The sequence below is a fragment of the Hymenobacter bucti genome (assembly GCF_042681145.1).
GTDB classification, from domain to species: Bacteria; Bacteroidota; Bacteroidia; order Cytophagales; family Hymenobacteraceae; genus Hymenobacter; species Hymenobacter bucti.
Map to the genome: position 1 here is coordinate 1,053,626 of NZ_JBHUFD010000018.1, position 16,993 is coordinate 1,070,618.

General features: G+C 60.8%; 15 protein-coding genes. 8 read left to right on the forward strand and 7 right to left on the reverse strand.

Features of this window, described 5'->3' with window-relative positions:
• Positions 1 to 32: 32 nt before the first annotated feature.
• The 5 genes from ACFSDX_RS23470 to ACFSDX_RS23490 all read right to left on the reverse strand — a co-directional run bounded on the left by ACFSDX_RS23470 (position 33) and on the right by ACFSDX_RS23490 (position 6,629).
• Positions 33 to 710 carry a DUF4349 domain-containing protein gene (locus ACFSDX_RS23470; protein ID WP_382318072.1) on the reverse strand — a complete coding sequence of 226 codons (678 nt, stop codon included), beginning with the start codon at positions 708 to 710 and terminating at the stop codon, positions 33 to 35.
• Positions 711 to 1,031: 321 nt separating this feature from the next.
• A complete protein-coding gene (locus ACFSDX_RS23475) occupies positions 1,032 to 1,895 on the reverse strand; it encodes a DUF4349 domain-containing protein (RefSeq protein ID WP_382318074.1) in 864 nt (287 codons plus the stop codon).
• 184 nt (positions 1,896 to 2,079) lie between these two features.
• The gene (murA, locus tag ACFSDX_RS23480; RefSeq protein ID WP_382318076.1) at positions 2,080 to 3,384 is read right to left on the reverse strand and encodes a UDP-N-acetylglucosamine 1-carboxyvinyltransferase; all 1,305 of its coding nucleotides are present in this window, start codon (positions 3,382 to 3,384) and stop codon (positions 2,080 to 2,082) included.
• Positions 3,385 to 3,467: 83 nt separating this feature from the next.
• Positions 3,468 to 4,241, reverse strand: coding sequence for a DUF4290 domain-containing protein (locus tag ACFSDX_RS23485; RefSeq protein WP_382318078.1), 774 nt, complete (start codon positions 4,239 to 4,241; stop codon positions 3,468 to 3,470).
• Between the two features lie 141 nt (positions 4,242 to 4,382).
• Positions 4,383 to 6,629, reverse strand: coding sequence for an ATP-dependent helicase (locus tag ACFSDX_RS23490; RefSeq protein WP_382318080.1), 2,247 nt, complete (start codon positions 6,627 to 6,629; stop codon positions 4,383 to 4,385).
• 183 nt (positions 6,630 to 6,812) lie between these two features.
• Here ACFSDX_RS23490 and ACFSDX_RS23495 point away from each other — a divergent pair, with 183 nt between their 5' ends.
• Entirely contained in the window at positions 6,813 to 7,382 is a 570-nt protein-coding gene (locus ACFSDX_RS23495; RefSeq protein WP_382318082.1) for a DUF3109 family protein, read from the forward strand.
• Between the two features lie 82 nt (positions 7,383 to 7,464).
• On the opposite strand, the gene ACFSDX_RS23500 is transcribed toward ACFSDX_RS23495, so the two are convergent.
• Positions 7,465 to 8,988 carry an alpha-amylase gene (locus ACFSDX_RS23500; RefSeq protein ID WP_382318084.1) on the reverse strand — a complete coding sequence of 508 codons (1,524 nt, stop codon included), beginning with the start codon at positions 8,986 to 8,988 and terminating at the stop codon, positions 7,465 to 7,467.
• A 279-nt stretch (positions 8,989 to 9,267) separates the two neighbouring features.
• Here ACFSDX_RS23500 and ACFSDX_RS23505 point away from each other — a divergent pair, with 279 nt between their 5' ends.
• The 7 genes from ACFSDX_RS23505 (at position 9,268) to ACFSDX_RS23535 (ending at position 15,180) form a co-directional block, all read left to right on the forward strand.
• Complete coding sequence (locus tag ACFSDX_RS23505; protein ID WP_382318086.1) at positions 9,268 to 9,990, forward strand: pirin family protein; 723 nt, start codon at positions 9,268 to 9,270, stop codon at positions 9,988 to 9,990.
• A gap of 22 nt (positions 9,991 to 10,012) precedes the next feature.
• A complete protein-coding gene (locus ACFSDX_RS23510) occupies positions 10,013 to 10,714 on the forward strand; it encodes a GAF domain-containing protein (RefSeq protein ID WP_382318088.1) in 702 nt (233 codons plus the stop codon).
• Between the two features lie 66 nt (positions 10,715 to 10,780).
• A complete protein-coding gene (locus ACFSDX_RS23515; RefSeq protein WP_382318090.1) occupies positions 10,781 to 11,401 on the forward strand; it encodes a porin family protein in 621 nt (206 codons plus the stop codon).
• A 159-nt stretch (positions 11,402 to 11,560) separates the two neighbouring features.
• Entirely contained in the window at positions 11,561 to 12,601 is a 1,041-nt protein-coding gene (locus ACFSDX_RS23520; RefSeq protein WP_382318092.1) for an alpha/beta hydrolase, read from the forward strand.
• Positions 12,602 to 12,791: 190 nt separating this feature from the next.
• Entirely contained in the window at positions 12,792 to 13,910 is a 1,119-nt protein-coding gene (locus ACFSDX_RS23525) for an acyltransferase family protein (RefSeq protein ID WP_382318094.1), read from the forward strand.
• A gap of 71 nt (positions 13,911 to 13,981) precedes the next feature.
• The gene (locus ACFSDX_RS23530; RefSeq protein WP_382318096.1) at positions 13,982 to 14,437 is read left to right on the forward strand and encodes a peroxiredoxin; all 456 of its coding nucleotides are present in this window, start codon (positions 13,982 to 13,984) and stop codon (positions 14,435 to 14,437) included.
• A 128-nt stretch (positions 14,438 to 14,565) separates the two neighbouring features.
• Positions 14,566 to 15,180: a class I SAM-dependent methyltransferase gene (locus tag ACFSDX_RS23535; protein WP_382318098.1), complete on the forward strand. Its 615-nt coding sequence runs from the start codon at positions 14,566 to 14,568 to the stop codon at positions 15,178 to 15,180.
• 156 nt (positions 15,181 to 15,336) lie between these two features.
• Here ACFSDX_RS23535 and ACFSDX_RS23540 read toward each other — a convergent pair whose 3' ends face one another.
• The gene (locus tag ACFSDX_RS23540; protein WP_382318100.1) at positions 15,337 to 16,968 is read right to left on the reverse strand and encodes an efflux transporter outer membrane subunit; all 1,632 of its coding nucleotides are present in this window, start codon (positions 16,966 to 16,968) and stop codon (positions 15,337 to 15,339) included.
• Positions 16,969 to 16,993: the final 25 nt, after the last annotated feature.

Genomic DNA, 16,993 nt, shown 5'->3' on the forward strand with positions numbered 1-16,993 from the left:
CGCAGCACCTAGGTGCTGCGGCCGCTTCTCTTTTAGGAGGTAGCGTTAGGCGCTGGTTGAGTGGGCGAAGTAAGGCGCCGCACTCGGCGGCGCCGCCACAGCCACCAACTGCCTACTACGAGCAAGAGCACCGGCCAGAGATTAATGGCGCCGACCAGCAAGGAGGTAAGTAGCTGCCAGCCATCGTAGAAGGCCTCGACCACCCGGCTACCCAGCGAAACCACTGGCGCATCTGGCATGGACTGCGGCAGCAGCTGGTACAGCGTGAGTTCGATGGTAGAGTAGGCTACTTGGTTGTTCAGGGTTTTGAGCCGGCTTTCGGTAGCTTCGATTTCCTCGCGCACCTCGCCCAGCTTTTCTTCAATGTCCAGAATATCCTTGATTTTCTGCGCCTTGGCGAGCAGCGTAGTATACTGCTGCTCGATGGTACGCTTAGTTTGGAGACGGGCGGCTACGTCGGCGTGCTCAGCGGTAACGTCGTCGGTGCTCAGCTTTTTCTCCTCGATGGTACCTAAGCCCGCCAGGCCCGTGAGAAGACCCCGGAACTGCGCGGGCGGCACCCGAATGGTCGTGGCCTGCCGCCACTCGCCATCAGCGCGGGTTTCAGACGCGGCGCTTAGGTAGCCGCCGCTGCGTTGCACCAGGCTATCGAGCTGGGCCATAGCGTGGGGCATGTTGGCGGCTTTAAGCCGCACCTCGGCGTGGTACACGAGTAGCCGGGCCGCTAGCGTAGCAGGCCTTGCCTCAGTTGGCAACGGTCTGGTTTCTTGCGCAATAGCCTCGGCTGGGGGAGGTGGAGCTGCTGCGGGCGGTGGAGCCATCATCGGCATCTTTTCTTCTTTTGCTAGAGCGCCTCCGCTTTTGTCAGAAGCTTGCTGACAACCCCACTGTGCACTGGCCATCAGGCCGATAACCAACCATTGATACTGCTTCATATCAAAAAATAAAAGGAGTGAGAAGGTGCCGGCGTAGCCTGATTATCGACTTATCTGCCCTCAAAAGATGCCGCTACCGCCGCAAATGCACACCATTCATAGTTCGGCCGGGTGGCGCTGCCGCCGGCGCAGCACCGCCCACGTGCCCACTGCTCCCAGCAGCCCTAGGGGCCAGAAATTGGTGAGCGCCACCAAGATGCTAAGTATCACCGACCAGCCGCGGTAAAAAGCCGCCAAAAATTGCGGCGCAAACGTAGGCAGCGGCGCGTTCGGTGTCGGCATGGGCAGCACTTGGTAGTAGCGCAGCGTGAGCGAGGCCCAGGCGCTGCGGACCCCAAGCTGCTGCAAATGCGTCTGGTCGGCGGTCAGGTCGAGGCGCAGCTGGCGGGTTTGCTCTTCGAGGCGGCGTGCGTCGGCCGGGTTAGTGGTGCTGGCCAGCTGCTGCTGGTATTTGGCTATAGCGGCTTTTTTGGCCGCCAGGCTGGTAGCGGCTTGCACTAGGTCGGCCGTGACGTCGGTCGAGGCGATGTCCTTGTTCTCGACGTGCCCTAGGCGGCTGAGGTCGGCCACCAGGGCAGCAAACTCCATTGGCGGCACTTTTATCGTCATTTCCTGGCGCTGCTGGCCATTGCCACGCTCCTCATGCGCCGTGCTCAAGTAGGAGTCGTGCCGCACCAGCAGCCGGTTAATGCTCGCCGACACCTGCTCAAAATCATCCACCGCCAAGTTGAGCTCGCCTTGGTACACCACATCGCGGCCGAGTGGTCGGGCTGCGGGTACTGGTGCGGCGGGCGCCGCTACTTCCGGAGCTGGCGACGCTACTTCCGGGCTTGGTCCTTGCGTAATAACTTGTTGATTGAATGTAGGTTCGGTCGGCGCAGTGGTGCTTTGCTCGGTTGCGGATTGGCTGCATCCTGCCAATGCCAGCCCTAGCAGGGCCGGATAAATCAGGCGTTTCATCAGAAAAGAAGGGGGGAAAGCTGAAAGGGAAGAGAATCAGCTGCGCAGCTGGTTCTTTATCCAACTTACCTCAGCGGGTAACCCACCTAGCCAACAAAAAAGCCCGGTCATTGCTGACCGGGCTTTTTTGCTTATTTCTGAAGCAGAACGAGTTATGCCTCCGAATTAAAATTTCGCTTTAACCTCACACGCGCCGAATATCGGCACCTAGGGCGTTCAGGCGCTCGTCGATGTTCTGATAGCCGCGGTCAATCTGCTCCACGTTGAGGATGGTGCTCTTGCCATCGGCGCTGAGCGCGGCGATGAGCAGTGCCACGCCTGCCCGAATGTCGGGCGATGACATGGTGATGCCGTGCAGCTGTTTTTGGCGGTCGAGCCCGATAACGGTGGCGCGGTGCGGGTCGCAAAGGATAATCTGGGCGCCCATGTCGATGAGCTTGTCCACGAAGAACAAGCGCGACTCGAACATCTTCTGGTGAATGAGCACCGTGCCCTTGGCCTGGGTGGCCACCACGAGGATAATGCTCAGCAAATCAGGCGTGAAGCCCGGCCAGGTATGGTCGCTCACGGTTAGGATAGAGCCGTCGAGGTAGGTCGCCAGCTCGTAGTGCTCCTGGGCCGGAATGTGAATGTCATCGCCGCGAAACTCCAACTGAATGCCCAGCTTGCGGAACGTGTCGGGGATGATGCCCAGCTCCGGAATCTGGCAGTCCTTGATGGTAATTTCGGAGCCCGTCATGGCCGCGAGGCCGATAAAAGAGCCGATTTCTATCATATCGGGCAGCATGCGGTGCTCGGTGCCCCCTAGGCTTTCCACTCCCTCAATAGTGAGCAGGTTAGAGCCAATGCCTTGAATATTAGCGCCCATGCGCACCAGCATTTTGCAAAGCTGCTGCAAGTAAGGCTCGCAGGCCGCGTTGTAAATGGTGGTGGTGCCCTCGGCCAGCACGGCGGCCATCACGATGTTGGCGGTGCCGGTTACGCTGGCTTCGTCGAGCAGCATGGAAGCGCCGCGCAGCTTGCCATCGACGTGCATGCGGTAGAAGTCATTGCCCTCCAGCGTAAGGTGCGCGCCGAGTTTCTCAAGGCCCACAAAGTGCGTGTCGAGCGGCCGGCGGCCGATTTTATCGCCGCCCGGCTTGGGTAGCTGGGCGCGGCCGTAGCGGGCCAGCAGCGGCCCCAGCAGCATCACGGAGCCGCGCAGCTCGCGGGCCTGGGCCACGAATTGCGGCGTATCGAGGTAGTCGAGGCGCACGTCCTCGGCCTGAAACATGTAGGTATCGGGGGCAAGCTGGCCCACTTTCACCCCTAGGTCGCGCAGCAGCTCGATGAGCTTGTTCACGTCCCGGATGTTGGGTACGTTGCTGATGGTGATGGGCTCGGGGCTGAGTAAGACCGCGCACAAAATCTGGAGCGCCTCATTCTTAGCCCCTTGCGGGATTATCTCCCCGTGCAGCTTCTGTCCGCCGCGCACTTCAAATGCAGCCATTCTATTTCAATTATCAATTAACAGTGAGCAATTATCAATTGACCGAGCTTTTCATAAAACGCGGGGTCAATCGGGCCGCAAAGCTACTGCGGCGGCTGCTGCGGCTCGGAGCGAAACTTCTTATTCCGCTTTTTATCGCGCTTTTTATTGTTGTTGCCATTGCCAAAGCCGGAGGTAGCGCCCTCGGGGCGGTCGGGGCGGCGCTCCCGGTTTTCGCGGTTGTCCCGGCCTTCGGGGCGGCTGGACTGGCTGGTGGTGGGGCGCTGCGTGGTGGTGGTAGCGGTGGGTAGGTTGGCGATTTCAAACAAACCCTGGTCGGCCACGGCCTGCACATCGAGCTTAAGCTCGCCGCCCGACAGCTCGGCTAGGTGCCGGATGATGGTCACATCCTTGGCGTTCTCCTTATTGTGCTGGCGGTAGAGAAACTTCATCGTGCGCCCGATTTGCACCGCGGCTTGTTCGCGCTCGGCGGGGTCACCTAGGGCCAGCGCCTTGGCCACCAGAGCCTCGATGCCGCGGCCGTAGGCTTTCAACTTCGGCGCTTGGCGCGGGTATTCCACGCGCTTGGGGCGCTCGGAGTAGAGGCGGGGCGGCGAAAGTGGTACGGGCGCATCGAGGGCCACCTCGGTGCCGGCCAGGGCGTGCAGGTGGTTCCAGAGGCGGGTCTGAATATCGGGCTGGTCGCGCAGGGTAGGGCGCAGGCGCAGCATCATTTGCACGATGCCGGCGGCACGGCGGGTGCGCTCGGCCACATCCTCAATCTGGGCCAAGCCCTGAATGAGTGCGTAGGTGCTTTGCCCATATTCACGCACCAGCAGTTGCAGGTGGAAGGGCAGGGGAGTGGGTATTTCTTGCATTAAATTTAGTATTTCACGCCAAGCTAAAAAAGGCTGTCATGCTGAACGCAGTGAAGCATCTTGCTTGGCACAGTAATCATTGCGTCAGCAATAAAGCGGACAAGATGCTTCACTGCGTTCAGCATGACAGAACGGAGCTCTCTAGAGCACCCGCAGCTTAGCGAAGCTCAGCAGCAAGGTCTTTTCGCCCACCTCGTCAAACTGAATAATCGCTTTCACGGTGCCCTGTTGCTTTTCCAGCGTCGTCACCTGGCCGAAACCGAACTTGGGGTGCTCGACACGCTGGCCGGCCTGCAAGTTACTGGTATCGGATGGTTTAAAATCGGCCGGGGCCACGTACTTGGTCGCCACCGTCTTACGGACGGGCGCCGCCACGAGATTCGAGCGGCGCTCGAATACGTGCTGGAAGGGCGACTCGCCCACGGCTGGGCCGGCCGCAAACTTCACGTTTAGGTACTGCGGGTCAATTTCGTCGAGGAAGCGCGATTTCTCGCAGCTGCGCAGGTTGCCCCACTGGTAGCGCGAGGTAGCGTAGCTGAGCGTCAGCTTCTTCTCGGCCCGCGTAATAGCTACGTAGAACAGGCGGCGCTCCTCCTCCAGGTCGGCCCGCGAGGTTATCATCATCTGGCTCGGGAAGAGGTTTTCTTCCATGCCTACGATGTATACGTTACGGAATTCCAGACCTTTAGCTGAGTGAATCGTCATCAGCGTCACGGCCTCGCCTTCCTGGGCGGCGTCCTTCAGGTCGGAATCGGTTACGAGCGCAATGTCCTGTAAAAAGGCACCTAGGGACTTGTCCTCGCGCTCGGGGTCGTCGGTATATTCCTTAATACCGTTGAGCAATTCCTGAATGTTCTCGTAGCGCGACAAGCCTTCGATGCTCTTGTCGGCGTACAATTCCTCCAGCATGCCCGAGTTTTTGGCAATGAATTTGGCCGCCTCAAAGGCGTCTTCCTTGCCGGCCACGGCCGTGTAGCTCTTGATTTTTTCGGCGAAACCCACCACTGGGTTGCTCACGCGAGATGGCAAAAACTGCTCGGCGTTACTTACCACTTCCCACAGCGTGTGATTAGCTTCCTCGGCCGAATTTATCAGCTTGCTGATGGTCGTGTCGCCGATGCCGCGCTTCGGGTAGTTGATGACGCGGCGCAGCGCTTGCTCGTCGTTGGGGTTGACAGTGAGGCGCAAATACGCCACTAAGTCCTTGATTTCCTTACGCTGGTAGAAGCTTAGACCGCCCACAATCTTGTAGCGGATGTTGAGCTTGCGCAGGGCCTCTTCCATGGCCCGGCTCTGGGCGTTGGTGCGGTAGAGGATGGCAAAATTGTCGTAGGACAGATGCTGGTTCATCTTGTCCTCGTATATCGACTGGGCAATTAGCTTACCTTCCTCGTTGTCCGACGACGCTTTTATCAGCTCGATTAGATTACCGTCCTCGTTGTCCGAAAACACGTCTTTGCGCAGCTGCGCCTGGTTGTTTTTAATGACCGAGTTGGCCGCCCACACGATGTTCTTGGTCGAGCGGTAGTTCTGCTCCAGTTTGAAGACGTTGAGCTCGGGATAGTCTTTCTCGAAGTTGAGAATATTCGAAATATCCGCGCCGCGGAAGGCGTAGATACTCTGCGCATCGTCGCCTACTACGCAGATATTCCGCTCCTTAGCCGCCAGCTTGCGCGTGATGAGGTACTGCGAATAGTTGGTATCCTGGTACTCGTCCACCATCACAAACCGGAATTTATTCTGGTACTTATTCAGAATATCCGGGTGGTCGCGGAAGAGCACGTTGGTCTGGAACAGCAGGTCGTCGAAGTCCATCGCGCCCGCCTTGAAGCAGCGCTGCTGGTACTGCTGGTAAATGACGCCGATTTTGGGCCGCAGCGCCGCCTCATCGTCCTGCCGAATCACGGGGTCGCTGACGTACTGCGTGTGCGAAATCAGCTTGTTCTTGGCCGCCGAAATGCGCCCCAGGACCGTGCTGGGCTTGTAGAGCTTGTCGTCAAGCTCCAACTCCTTCACAATCTGCCCGACGAGGGTGCGCGAGTCTTGGGTATCGTAGATGGTGAATGAGCGCGGGAAGCCGATTTTATCGGCTTCCGAGCGCAGAATTTTGGCAAAAACGGAGTGGAAAGTGCCCATCCACAGGTTTTTAGCGTTGGGGCCGACCACCTTCTCGATACGGGCGCGCATTTCCTTGGCGGCCTTGTTGGTGAAGGTGAGGGCCAGGATGTTGAATGGGTCCACGCCTTGCTCGAGCAGGTGGGCGATGCGGTAGGTGAGCACCCGCGTTTTGCCCGAGCCGGCGCCGGCGATAATCATGCAGGGGCCTTCGGTTTGGAGCACCGCCGCGGCCTGCGAGGGATTGAGGAGAGCGTGATAATCTAAAGCCATACAGAATAGGCCGCCCGGCGGCGGCTAGCTGACAAAGATAAGTTGGGAGGGTGGGCGGGCGGTATCTTTGTGCTACCATTTTTGGCAGCGCCGCGGCGGCCTGCTAACGCGAGCGGCCCCGCCCCGACCGAGGGCGCCGCCTAGCTAACTGCTTTTTATAGCCTATAAATTCAGTCTGAATCCATGATTGTTATTCAACATACCGTTATCTCCGAAGATGTGGCCGAGCAGTTCTTCGTCTGCAACCTCGACGCCTGCAAGGGCGCGTGCTGCGTAGAGGGCGACCTAGGCGCCCCGCTCGAGCTGGCGGAGCTGGATATTCTCAAGCAAGAATACCCCAAGATTGAGCCCTTCCTGACTGAGGCTGGCAAGGCGGCCATTGCCGCGCAGGGTCTCTACATCGAGGATTGGGAGGGCGACTACAGCACTACGACCATCAACGACCGGGAGTGCGCCTACGCGCTCTACGATGAGCGCGGCATTCTGAAGTGCGGCATCGAGCAGGCGTATCTGGCGGGCGCTACCGACTTTAAGAAGCCGATTAGCTGCCATTTGTACCCGATTCGCATCACCAAGTACGAGGGCTTCGAAGCGCTGAACTACGACCGCTGGGACATTTGCTCGCCGGCTTGCTCCTTCGGGGCCAAGCTCGGCGTGCCGGTCTACAAGTTTTTGCAGGAGCCGCTGGAGCGCAAGTACGGCGCAGCGTGGTACGCCGAGCTAGCCCGCGAAATCGAAAACCCGAGCGCCTAGGGCACAAAAAAGCCGGCTGGAAGCCGGCTTTTACTGTCGAAGGGAATAGTGCAGATTCTGTGCCAATCTGCCGGCGAGCTACCTAGTTTGGCACCCACGCCGACCAGCTGCGGCCCTGCACCGGGAAGCTGCCGTAGCCGTTGGCATCGGTGGTGACGGTGCCGCCGTAGTTGCCGGTTTTGTCGGTAAGAGTCGCGTTTTTGAAGGGCGAGGTGATGCCCTGGCTGCGGGCGTTGCTGCCATCGTTGAGAATGAGCATCAGGCCTTTGTGGGTGCTATCGCCGGCCCGCGAGTAAGCGTAGTAGTCGGCATCATCGACGCTGGTGTACTCGTAGGCCGCGCCGTAGGCATTGGCCCGGCGAACCTGCATCAGGGTTTTGATTTGGGCGCCCAGGCCGTGGTTGTAATAATCTTTGTAAAAAACGCAGGGGTAGCCTTTCTCGCGGGTCAGGATGTAGGCGTAGGCCAGCATCTTGAGGTTAACGACTGGTGAATTCAGCGCCCCGCCCGTCTGGTCGGTGTCGTGGTTATCGACGAACGATACGGAGAGCGCCCCGTTGGCTTCGGTGAAGCCAGCAAATTGCAGCCCGCGCATGTCCCAGGCGCCGTTGCCGCTGCTCATGCTTTGGAAAGTGTAGTGCAGCGGCACGTCAAACAAGCTGGTGCGCCCGCCCGTGGCCGCGGCGTAGTTGTTGAGGTCGCCTAGGTTCTTGAACCACGCCTCGCTCACTGCGAAGCGGCCCGACGAGCCCTTCACGTTGTCGAGCCAGGTGTTCACAAACGAGGTCAGCATGTGCTTGGTCGCGTCGAGGCGGTAGCCGTCCAGCCCGAGGGTGGTGGTCATCCAGTTGCCCCACTTGATGGTTTCGGTGACCTGGTTCTGGTCGGCGTAGCGGATTTCTGAGCCCAGCAGGTTGTCGTAGGCATCGCCGTTGGCGTAGGGCTGAAAATCCCAGGGATTCCACTGGTACCAGCCGTTGTTAGGCGCCTGCTGGGTGCCGTTGAAATTGTAGTAATGCCACTGGTAGGCGCTGTACTTGTTGGCCCGGCCGGGGTAGGTAAAGCTCGTGTACACGTTGAAGTTCTGGCCGTTGTAGCTGAACTGCTCCTGCGCGTCGGCCGCGGTGAGGTGGTTCATCACCATGTCTTCGTACACCTGCACGTTTTTGCCGTGCAGCGCCGTGATGCAGCTTTGCAGCTGGGCCAGCGTGCCGTAATGCGTGGCTACGGTGCCTTTCTGGTTGAACTCGCCTAGGTCGTAGCGGTCGTACACGCCGTAGCCCACGTCGTTGGCGCCGCTGCCCTTGTAAGCGGGCGGCAGCCAAAGGGCCGTGAAGCCAGCGTCGCTGAGCTCGGTGGCTTTGCCGCCCAATACCTGCCACCAGGTTTGGCCGCTGGTGGTCTGGGGCGTGTCCCAGTAAAAGGCTTGCAGCATGACGCCATTGGTGCCGGTAGCCGCGGTGGTGGCCGTGGCCTGGGTGCTCTGCGCGTGCAACGCGTCAGACGAGGGCTCGCCGTTAGGTGCGGGCATATTCTTGGTGCAGGCGGCTAGCAATAAAGTAGCGGCCAGCGAGGCGCGGATAGCCCCGCGCAAAGTGGTAAGCATGGTAAAAAGAGGTTGGGTGGGAAAAGGAAGTGTAATAGTAGGCGATAAGCGCCGCAGTAGCAGCGAAGCCGGCGGGCCCCGGCGCGGCCGGCGCGTGGCCCTAGGTACGCTGCTGGCCGGTTTGGTCAGCGAAGCGGCCGGTGGGGAGGTTATTGCGCAGCTAGTCCTTGTGGAAAGGCTTAAAAATGAAGGCAATGGATAATACTCGGTTTGGGCCGGGCCCTAGGTCGCTAACTTCGTTCGTTCCCTCGCGTAGACTTCGCTCAAACTACCTACCCTATGCTCGCTTACATCTCGGCCGCCCAGCGCCACCACGCTGCCCCCGCTACCTGGCTCAGCTCCTATTTTCTGTTTTCGTTTGCCGATTACTTCGACAAGAATAACATGCACTTCGGGCCGCTGCGGGTATTCAACGACGACACCGTAGCGCCGCAGAATGGCTTCCCGCAGCATCCGCACTCCGAGATGGAAATCGTGACCCTGGTGCTGGAAGGCGAGGTAACCCACGAAGACACCATGGGCAACCGCACCACCATCCAGGCGGGCGAAGTGCAGCGCATGACCGCCGGCACGGGCCTGGCCCACAGTGAAATGAACCGCCAGGACAAGCAGCTGCACCTCTATCAGCTCTGGTTTATGCCGAGCCAGCGCGGCTTGGCGCCCAGCTATGAGCAGAAGGACCTAGGCTTTCTGAGCAGCAGGAAAAACGAATTGGTACCCCTGGTAACGGGCCAAAAGGTGCTCGAAGACGTGGTGTACATGAATTCGAACAGCACTATTTACTGGGCCCGGCTGGATGCTGAAAAAACGATAACATTCAAAACTTTTGCAATCCGCCTTACTTTCGTGTACGTAAAGCAGGGAAGCCTGCTGGTGAATGGTATGGTCCTGAACCCCAACGACCAAGCTCGACTTACGGCCGAGCAAGTAGTAGCAATTACGGCCAGCAAAGACGCCGAATTTATTCTGATTGATTTACCGGGTAGCGAGGCCAATTACTAAGCCTGCTTTATAATTATACTTGATGCTAACGTCCTTTCCTGACGCGCTGATACCGGCGCACGATGCGGCTCGCCTGCGGACGCTGCATCAGTTTGCCATCGTGAATACCACGCCCGAGCTGGTATTTGATAACTACACGGCCTGGGCAGCGCAGCTATTCAACGTGCCCATTGCCCTGGTTTCGCTGGTCGATGAGGACTACGTATGGTTTAAATCGCGCACGGGCGGGCCCGAGGTGGGCGGGCTGGTGCGCAATGAAAGCATGTGCTCGGCCGCAATTCTGACCGACGAGCGGGTGATTATTTCCGACTACAAGCCGGAGAGTTGTAGCCTCATTAAGCCCGACGTGGCCCAGGCCATTGGCCTGAATTTCTACGTGGGCGCCGCCCTCATTGCCAGCGACGGTGCCCGGCTCGGCATGCTGGCCGTAATCGGCAAAGAATACCGCGTGCCCTCGGCGGCCGAAATTGAGGTGTTGACCCGCCTCTCAGAGCTCGTGACGCAAACCATCGAGCTGCGCTACCGCTACCTAGCCGCCGACCAGGCCGCCGAGTGGGAAGATGCGCAGCACGAGCTGGTGCAGGCCCTCGACGAAAACGCGACCCTGGCGCGCTACCTCATCACGCGCAGCCAGCGCGTGGACCTGGCCGACTCCGAAGTGGCGCAGCTCATCAGCCGCCGGCTCGATAGCGTGGCCAAAGTGCTGCAGCGGCGCTTAAGATAGACTAAGCACGTAGCTATGGATATATTGCAGGGCCCTGGCTACTAGCCGCCGGGGCCCTGCTTTTTTGTGAAACAGTATCTCTTTGCCTGCCTGCTGGGCAGCTGGTCGTTTGTGGCCAGCGCCCAAGCTTCGGCCGATGCCCCGCCCGCCCGAAAACTACCGGTTACCTTCGGCTTGCGGCTCGGACTGAACCAGTCTAACACCAACTTTAATATGGGCGAGCCCAAGCCCGTGGTGCCCGTCGATACCAAGTGGAAAACGGGCTTCGTGGTGGGCGCCCTGGTCGAAGTGGGCCTGAGCGACCACCTGGCCATCCAGCAGGAATACTTGTTCTCGCAGCAAAGCGGCGAGGTAAGCAACGGGGCCCGCTACCAGCTGCAGTACCTGTCGCTGCCTCTGCTGCTCAAGTACCGCATCGTGCCTCGCCTGGCGGTGGTGGCGGGCCCGCAGTTCGACCTGATGCTCAAGGCGCAGCAGGAGCTGAATGGGCAAACCACCAACATTACGCACGACACCGAAGAGCGTGGCCTCGGCGCCACGGCGGGCCTCGAAGTAACCATTTTGCGGAACCTAGGGCTGAGCGCCCGCTACCTGCAAGGTCTGAACCACGTGGGTATTGGGCAGCGCTCGGCCGTGCAGGAATTCAAGTGGCAGTCGGTGCAGGTAGCGGCGGAGCTGCGTTTTTAGCACGCCTAGGGTAGGGCGGGGGCGGTAGCTCGGGCGAAGTAGCCCAGCTGTTGCCCACTGCGCAGCGTGCGCTGAGCCACGCTGCGTAGTGGGCAACAGTGGCGGCTATTGCGCGTAAAATGGCCCCGGTGCCTGCTCATGGGCTATCATTGCATTCTTATGAAGAAAACACTGTTGCTACTAGCCCTGAGTGTGGGCGCTGCGCAAACCGTATCGGCCCAAACCCCGCGGGCTGCCAAGCCCACCGCCCCCGCCAAAGCCACCCCCCGCGTGACCGACCCCAAACCCGCCGCCGCCGCGCCCGCCGAGGCCGTGCCGGAAGCTCCCCTGGAGGAGGTGCCGCACCCCGTGCTGCCGCTCTACAGCGGCTCGGTGCCCAACTCGAAGCCCAGTAAGTTGCAAGAAACCAGCGTGACCGAAAACGGCGGCCCGCGCGTGGCCACCGTCATTCAGCCCACGCTCACGGTGTATTTGCCCACCCGGGAAAAGGCCAACGGCACGTCGGTAGTCATTTGCCCCGGCGGCGGCTATGCCCGGCTGGCCATGGGCCACGAGGGCTACGACGTAGCCAAGCGCCTGAACGAAATGGGGATAGCCGCTTTCGTGCTGAAGTATCGCCTGCCCAACGACCAGACCCAGCCCGATAAAAGCATCGCGCCGCTGCTCGATGTGCAGCAGGCCCTGCGCCTGGTGCGCGAGCAGGCCCCCAAGTATAACCTCAACCCCGAGCGCATTGGCCTGATGGGCTTTTCGGCGGGCGGGCACCTGGCCGCTACGGCGGGCACGCACTTTGCCAAGCCGGTGGGCGTGAACCCCGGCCCGGCGTCGGTGCGGCCGGCGTTTCTGGTGCTGCTTTACCCGGTTATCAGCTTCTCCGACAGCCTGGCGCACAAGGGCTCGCGCAGCAATTTGCTAGGTGACACGCCCGCGGCCGACCAGGTGCGGCTGTATTCCAATGAGCTGCAAGTGAGCGCCCAAACGCCGCCCACCTTCCTCGTGCACGCCGAAGACGACAACGTTGTGCCCGTGCAAAATAGCGTTGTGTTCTACCAGGCCCTGCACCGCCACAAGGTGCCAACCGAAATGCACCTGTATCCGCAGGGCGGCCACGGCTTTGGCATGAACAACAAAACCACCAAAGACCAGTGGACGGAGCGCCTGCAAAACTGGCTGGACGCCAACGGCTGGCTGACTAAATAAGGCGCCTAGGAAATGCCTTTTTGGGGCTGGTGACGGGTACGCGAGCAACTGCTGGCGCCCCGCCGCCAGCCCCCTTTTGTTGGCCCGGCTGACCTAGGGGCCGGCCGGGAGCAAAGGAACTGCCAGGGCCCAGGTTGGCCGCTAGCATTTACCTTTCGGCCCAGGGCACCCAGCCCTGCTTCCTTCGCCGATGACTACTACTACGCTCAGTACCAAACCTCACTACGCCATTCTGGATGGCCTGCGCGGCGTGGCGGCGCTGCTGGTGGTCGCCTTTCATTTGTGGGAAACCCATTCGACCAGCCACCTCGACCAGGTCATCAACCACGGCTACCTGGCCGTCGATTTCTTCTTTCTGCTCTCGGGCTTCGTTATCGGCTACGCCTACGATGACCGGTGGGAGCGGCTGACGCTGAAGGATTTTTTTAAAGTCCGGCTCATCCGCTTGCAGCCGATGGTGGTGCTGGGCATGGTCATCGGGGCCGCGTGCTTCTACTTTCAGGCGGCCCCGCTGTGGCCCACCATCAGCCAAACGCCGGTGTGGAAGCTGCTGCTGGTGATGTTTATCGGCTTTACGCTGCTGCCGGTGCCGCTCTCACTGGATATTCGGGGCTGGCAGGAAATGCACCCGCTCGATGGCCCCGGCTGGTCGTTGTTTTTCGAATACATCGCCAATATTCTGTATGCGCTTGGCGTGCGCAAGTTTTCCAATGCGGCCCTAGGGGTGCTGGCAGCGCTGGCGGGCGCGGCGCTCATTCACCTCGCCGTTACGAGCCCCACCGGCGATGTTATCGGCGGGTGGTCGCTGACACCGGAACAGTTACGCGTTGGGTTCACCCGCATGGGCTACCCGTTTTTTGCCGGGCTGCTGCTGAGCCGCGTCAGCACCCTGGCCCGCGTCAGGCACGCGTTCTGGTGGTGCAGCTTGCTGCTGGTAGTGGTGCTGGCCTTCCCTAGGGTGGGCGGGGCCGAGCGCCTGTGGCTCAACGGCCTGTATGATTCGCTCAGCATTATTTTCGTCTTTCCGCTGGTGGTGTGGCTCGGGGCCAGCGGGCAGCTAGCCGGGGCGGGCGCCGCCCGGCTCAGCAAGTTTTTGGGCGATATCTCTTACCCCATCTACATCACTCATTACCCGCTCATCTACACCTACACTGCTTGGGTGAACGTGCACAAGCCTTCGGGGCAGCAGGCGCTGCCGGTGGCCGTGCTCACGTTTGTAGCTAGTATTTTGCTCGCCTACGCCTGCCTCAAGCTCTACGATGAGCCCGTGCGGCGGTGGCTGCGCGGCAAGCTGCTGGCTAAAGCCTGAACAAAGGTCGGCAGCTACCGTTTGTCTTAGCGCTTCGCACCGTGTTCCGTGCGCGCTCAGCTACCAGACTCATGCTTCAACTCGGCGACCAAGCCCCCGATTTTTCGTTGCCCACGGGCAGCGGCACTACCTTTCACCTAGCCGACCAGCGCGGCAAGCCGGTGGTGCTCTACTTCTATCCCAAAGACGATACCCCCGGCTGCACGGCCGAGGCCTGCGCCTTTCGCGACCAGTACGAAGATTTTCTGGACCTAGGCGCGGTAGTGGTAGGCGTGAGCTCAGACAGCGAGGCCTCGCACCAAAAGTTTGCCCAGAAGCACCGGCTGCCCTTCCCGCTGCTGGCCGACACCAGCGGCCAGTTGCGCAAGCAGTACGAAGTGCCGCGCGCTTTCCTGGGGCTGCTGCCGGGCCGCGTCACGTTCGTGATTGATGCGGCGGGCAAAATCGCCTATATTTTTAATTCCATGGGCGGGGCCACCGACCACGTCAGCAAAACCAAGGAGGTGCTGCGTGGGCTGGCGGCTTAGCTTTGGCTAACGGCTACTGGAGCCGGTTTCAAGGGCGGGCAAGGAGCGGCGAGGTATCCGCCTAGGTGCGTAGCGCGCCCGCTTCTTGCATTGGCCTAAGCTGCCCGCGCCATTTACTCTGCTTCTTCATGCGCAAGCGCATAGCTTCAATACTCGATACGGCGGCCATTTCTCGCTATCACCGCTCACGCATTCGGGAGTACGGCGCCGGTAGCCCTGGTGCGCTGGGCTGGCAGCCAGATGGCCAGCAAGTGCGCTTCGACGTGCTAACCCAAATCGGGGACCTGGCGCACTGCTCGGTGCTGGACGTGGGGTGTGGCTACGCCGATTTGTATCCGTTTCTCAAGCAGCGCTTTGCGGGCGTGCAGTACACGGGCATCGAGCAAATGTCGGAACTGCTCGCCCTGGCCGAAACCCGCTACGGCCCCGCGGCCGACCTCACGCTGCGCAGCGGCGACTTTCTGCGGATGCCGTTGCCGCATAGCGACTACGTGCTGGCCAGCGGTTCGCTCAACTACCGCAATCGGGCCCCGCGCTTTATTTATCAAGCCATCGAGACGCTGTTTGCCAGCTGCCGGCTGGGGTTGGGGTTCAACCTGCTCAGCTGGGAGCCGCCCGGTGGCGGGCCCCTCGCCGCCTACGACCCGGCCGCAATCGTTGCTTTTTGCAAGACGCTGGCCCCCGAGGTAAAGCTGCTGGATAAGTATCGGGAAGGTGATTTTACGGTGTTTATGTACCGCTAAAGTAAACGCAGCATTTGCTTTGCGCAGCAACGCCCGCTTAGCCCGGCGGCGGCTGGCGTAGCCAACGACACTGTCTGAGCGAGCGTTTCTGGAAAAAGTAATTGAAAGCAGCAGCATTTCCGGTTAGATGCGCGAGGCTACCAACCACGGACCATGTTAGCGCCAGCCGCCGCCTAGGGCATGGTACAAGTCCGTCACTGCCTGGCGCTGCTGGAGCTCGTCGTTCACACTGTTAAGTTGGGCTTGCAGCAGGCTTTGCTGGGCTTGCAGCACCTCAGTGTAGTTGGCGAAGCCGGCGCGCAGCAGCTCCTGGGTGTAGTCGACCGCCAGGTTGAGGGCGGTGAGCTGCTGGGCGCGGATGCGCTTTTTATCGGCCGCGCTCTGGTAAGAAAACAGCGCGTTGCTGACCTCCTGGCCGGCCACGAACATCGTTTGCTGATACGTATAGAGGTATTCCTGCTGCAAACCTTCGGAGCGGCGCAGGCGGGCGCGGTTGAGGCCCTGGTTGAAAATGGGCTGGGCCAGCCCACCCACCACGCTGGCAAAAATAGCGGTGGGCGAGAATAGGTTAGATAGCGTGGTGCTGGTGAGGCCGCCATTGGCCGTGATGGTGAACGACGGGTAGAAATACGTGCGCGCCGCGTTGGTGAATTCAAAGTTCGACTCGAAGGCGAATTCGGCCTGCTGCACGTCGGGGCGGTTGCGCAGCAGCTGACCGGGCACGCCCGTGAGCAGCTCGGGCGGGGCGTCCTGGCCCGCCAGCGTGCCGCGCGCAATGGGGCCGGGCGTGCGACCTAGGAGGGTAGCCAGCAGGTTTTCAGCCTCTCGCACGTTGCGCTCTAGGTCCGGAATGGTGACCTCGGCGGCGTAGCGGTTGGCCTCGCTCTGCACCACGGCGGCGCCGGTTACCACGTCGCCTTCGAGCAGTAGCTTCATGGTTTCCACGTCCTGAATACGGTTTTTGACCGTCTGGCGGGTTATTTCGAGTTGCGCGTCCAGCGCCAGCAGCGAGTAGTAGTTGTCGGCGATGTCGGCGATGAGCTGCGTGAGCACCACGCGCCGGTAGGCCTCGCTCTGCATTAGGCTGGCGGCGTAGGCGCGGCGGGTGCTGCGCAGCTTGCCCCACACGTCGGCCTCCCAGCTGCTGCTTAGGCCCAGCAGGTATTGGTGCGAGGCGCCGCCCGTGATAATGGATGACTGGTCGGTAGTCGTGGTAGTGCCCGTGCCGCCGGTGCCAGTTCCGGTGCCGCCGGTTCCCGTGCCCGTGCCGGTGCCCCCCGTGCCCGTCCCGGTGCCACCCGTGCCCGTCCCGGTGCCACCCGTTCCGGTACCCGTGCCCCCGGTGCCGGTTCCGGTGCCCCCAGTACCTGTTCCGCCCGTACCCGTACCCGTGGTTCCGCCTATGGTAGTGCTACCGCCGCCCACGCCCGTGCTCACAAACGCCCCGCCCGTGCGCGAAAGGGTAGTGGTAGCGCGCCCCGTGAGGCTGGGCAAAAAAGCCGCCCGGCTTTGCGCCAGCAGCGCCTGCGCCTGCGCGATGCGGGCATCGGCCACCTTCAGGTTGCGGTTGTTTTCGAGGCCTTCGGCGATGAGCTTTTGCAGGTTGGGGTCAGTGAAAAGCTGCTGCCAGGGCCGCTGGGCCAGGCTGGTACTATCGGTAGGATTACGGTCACGGTAGAGGCCGCTGGTGGCGGTTTCGGGGCGGCCGTAGGGGTGCAGGATGCCGCAGCCGCTGCCGGCCAGTAGTAGGAGGGGTAAAAATAACCTAGGTAGCTTGGCGGTAGTCATCACGCTGATTTTTATAGTTGTACGA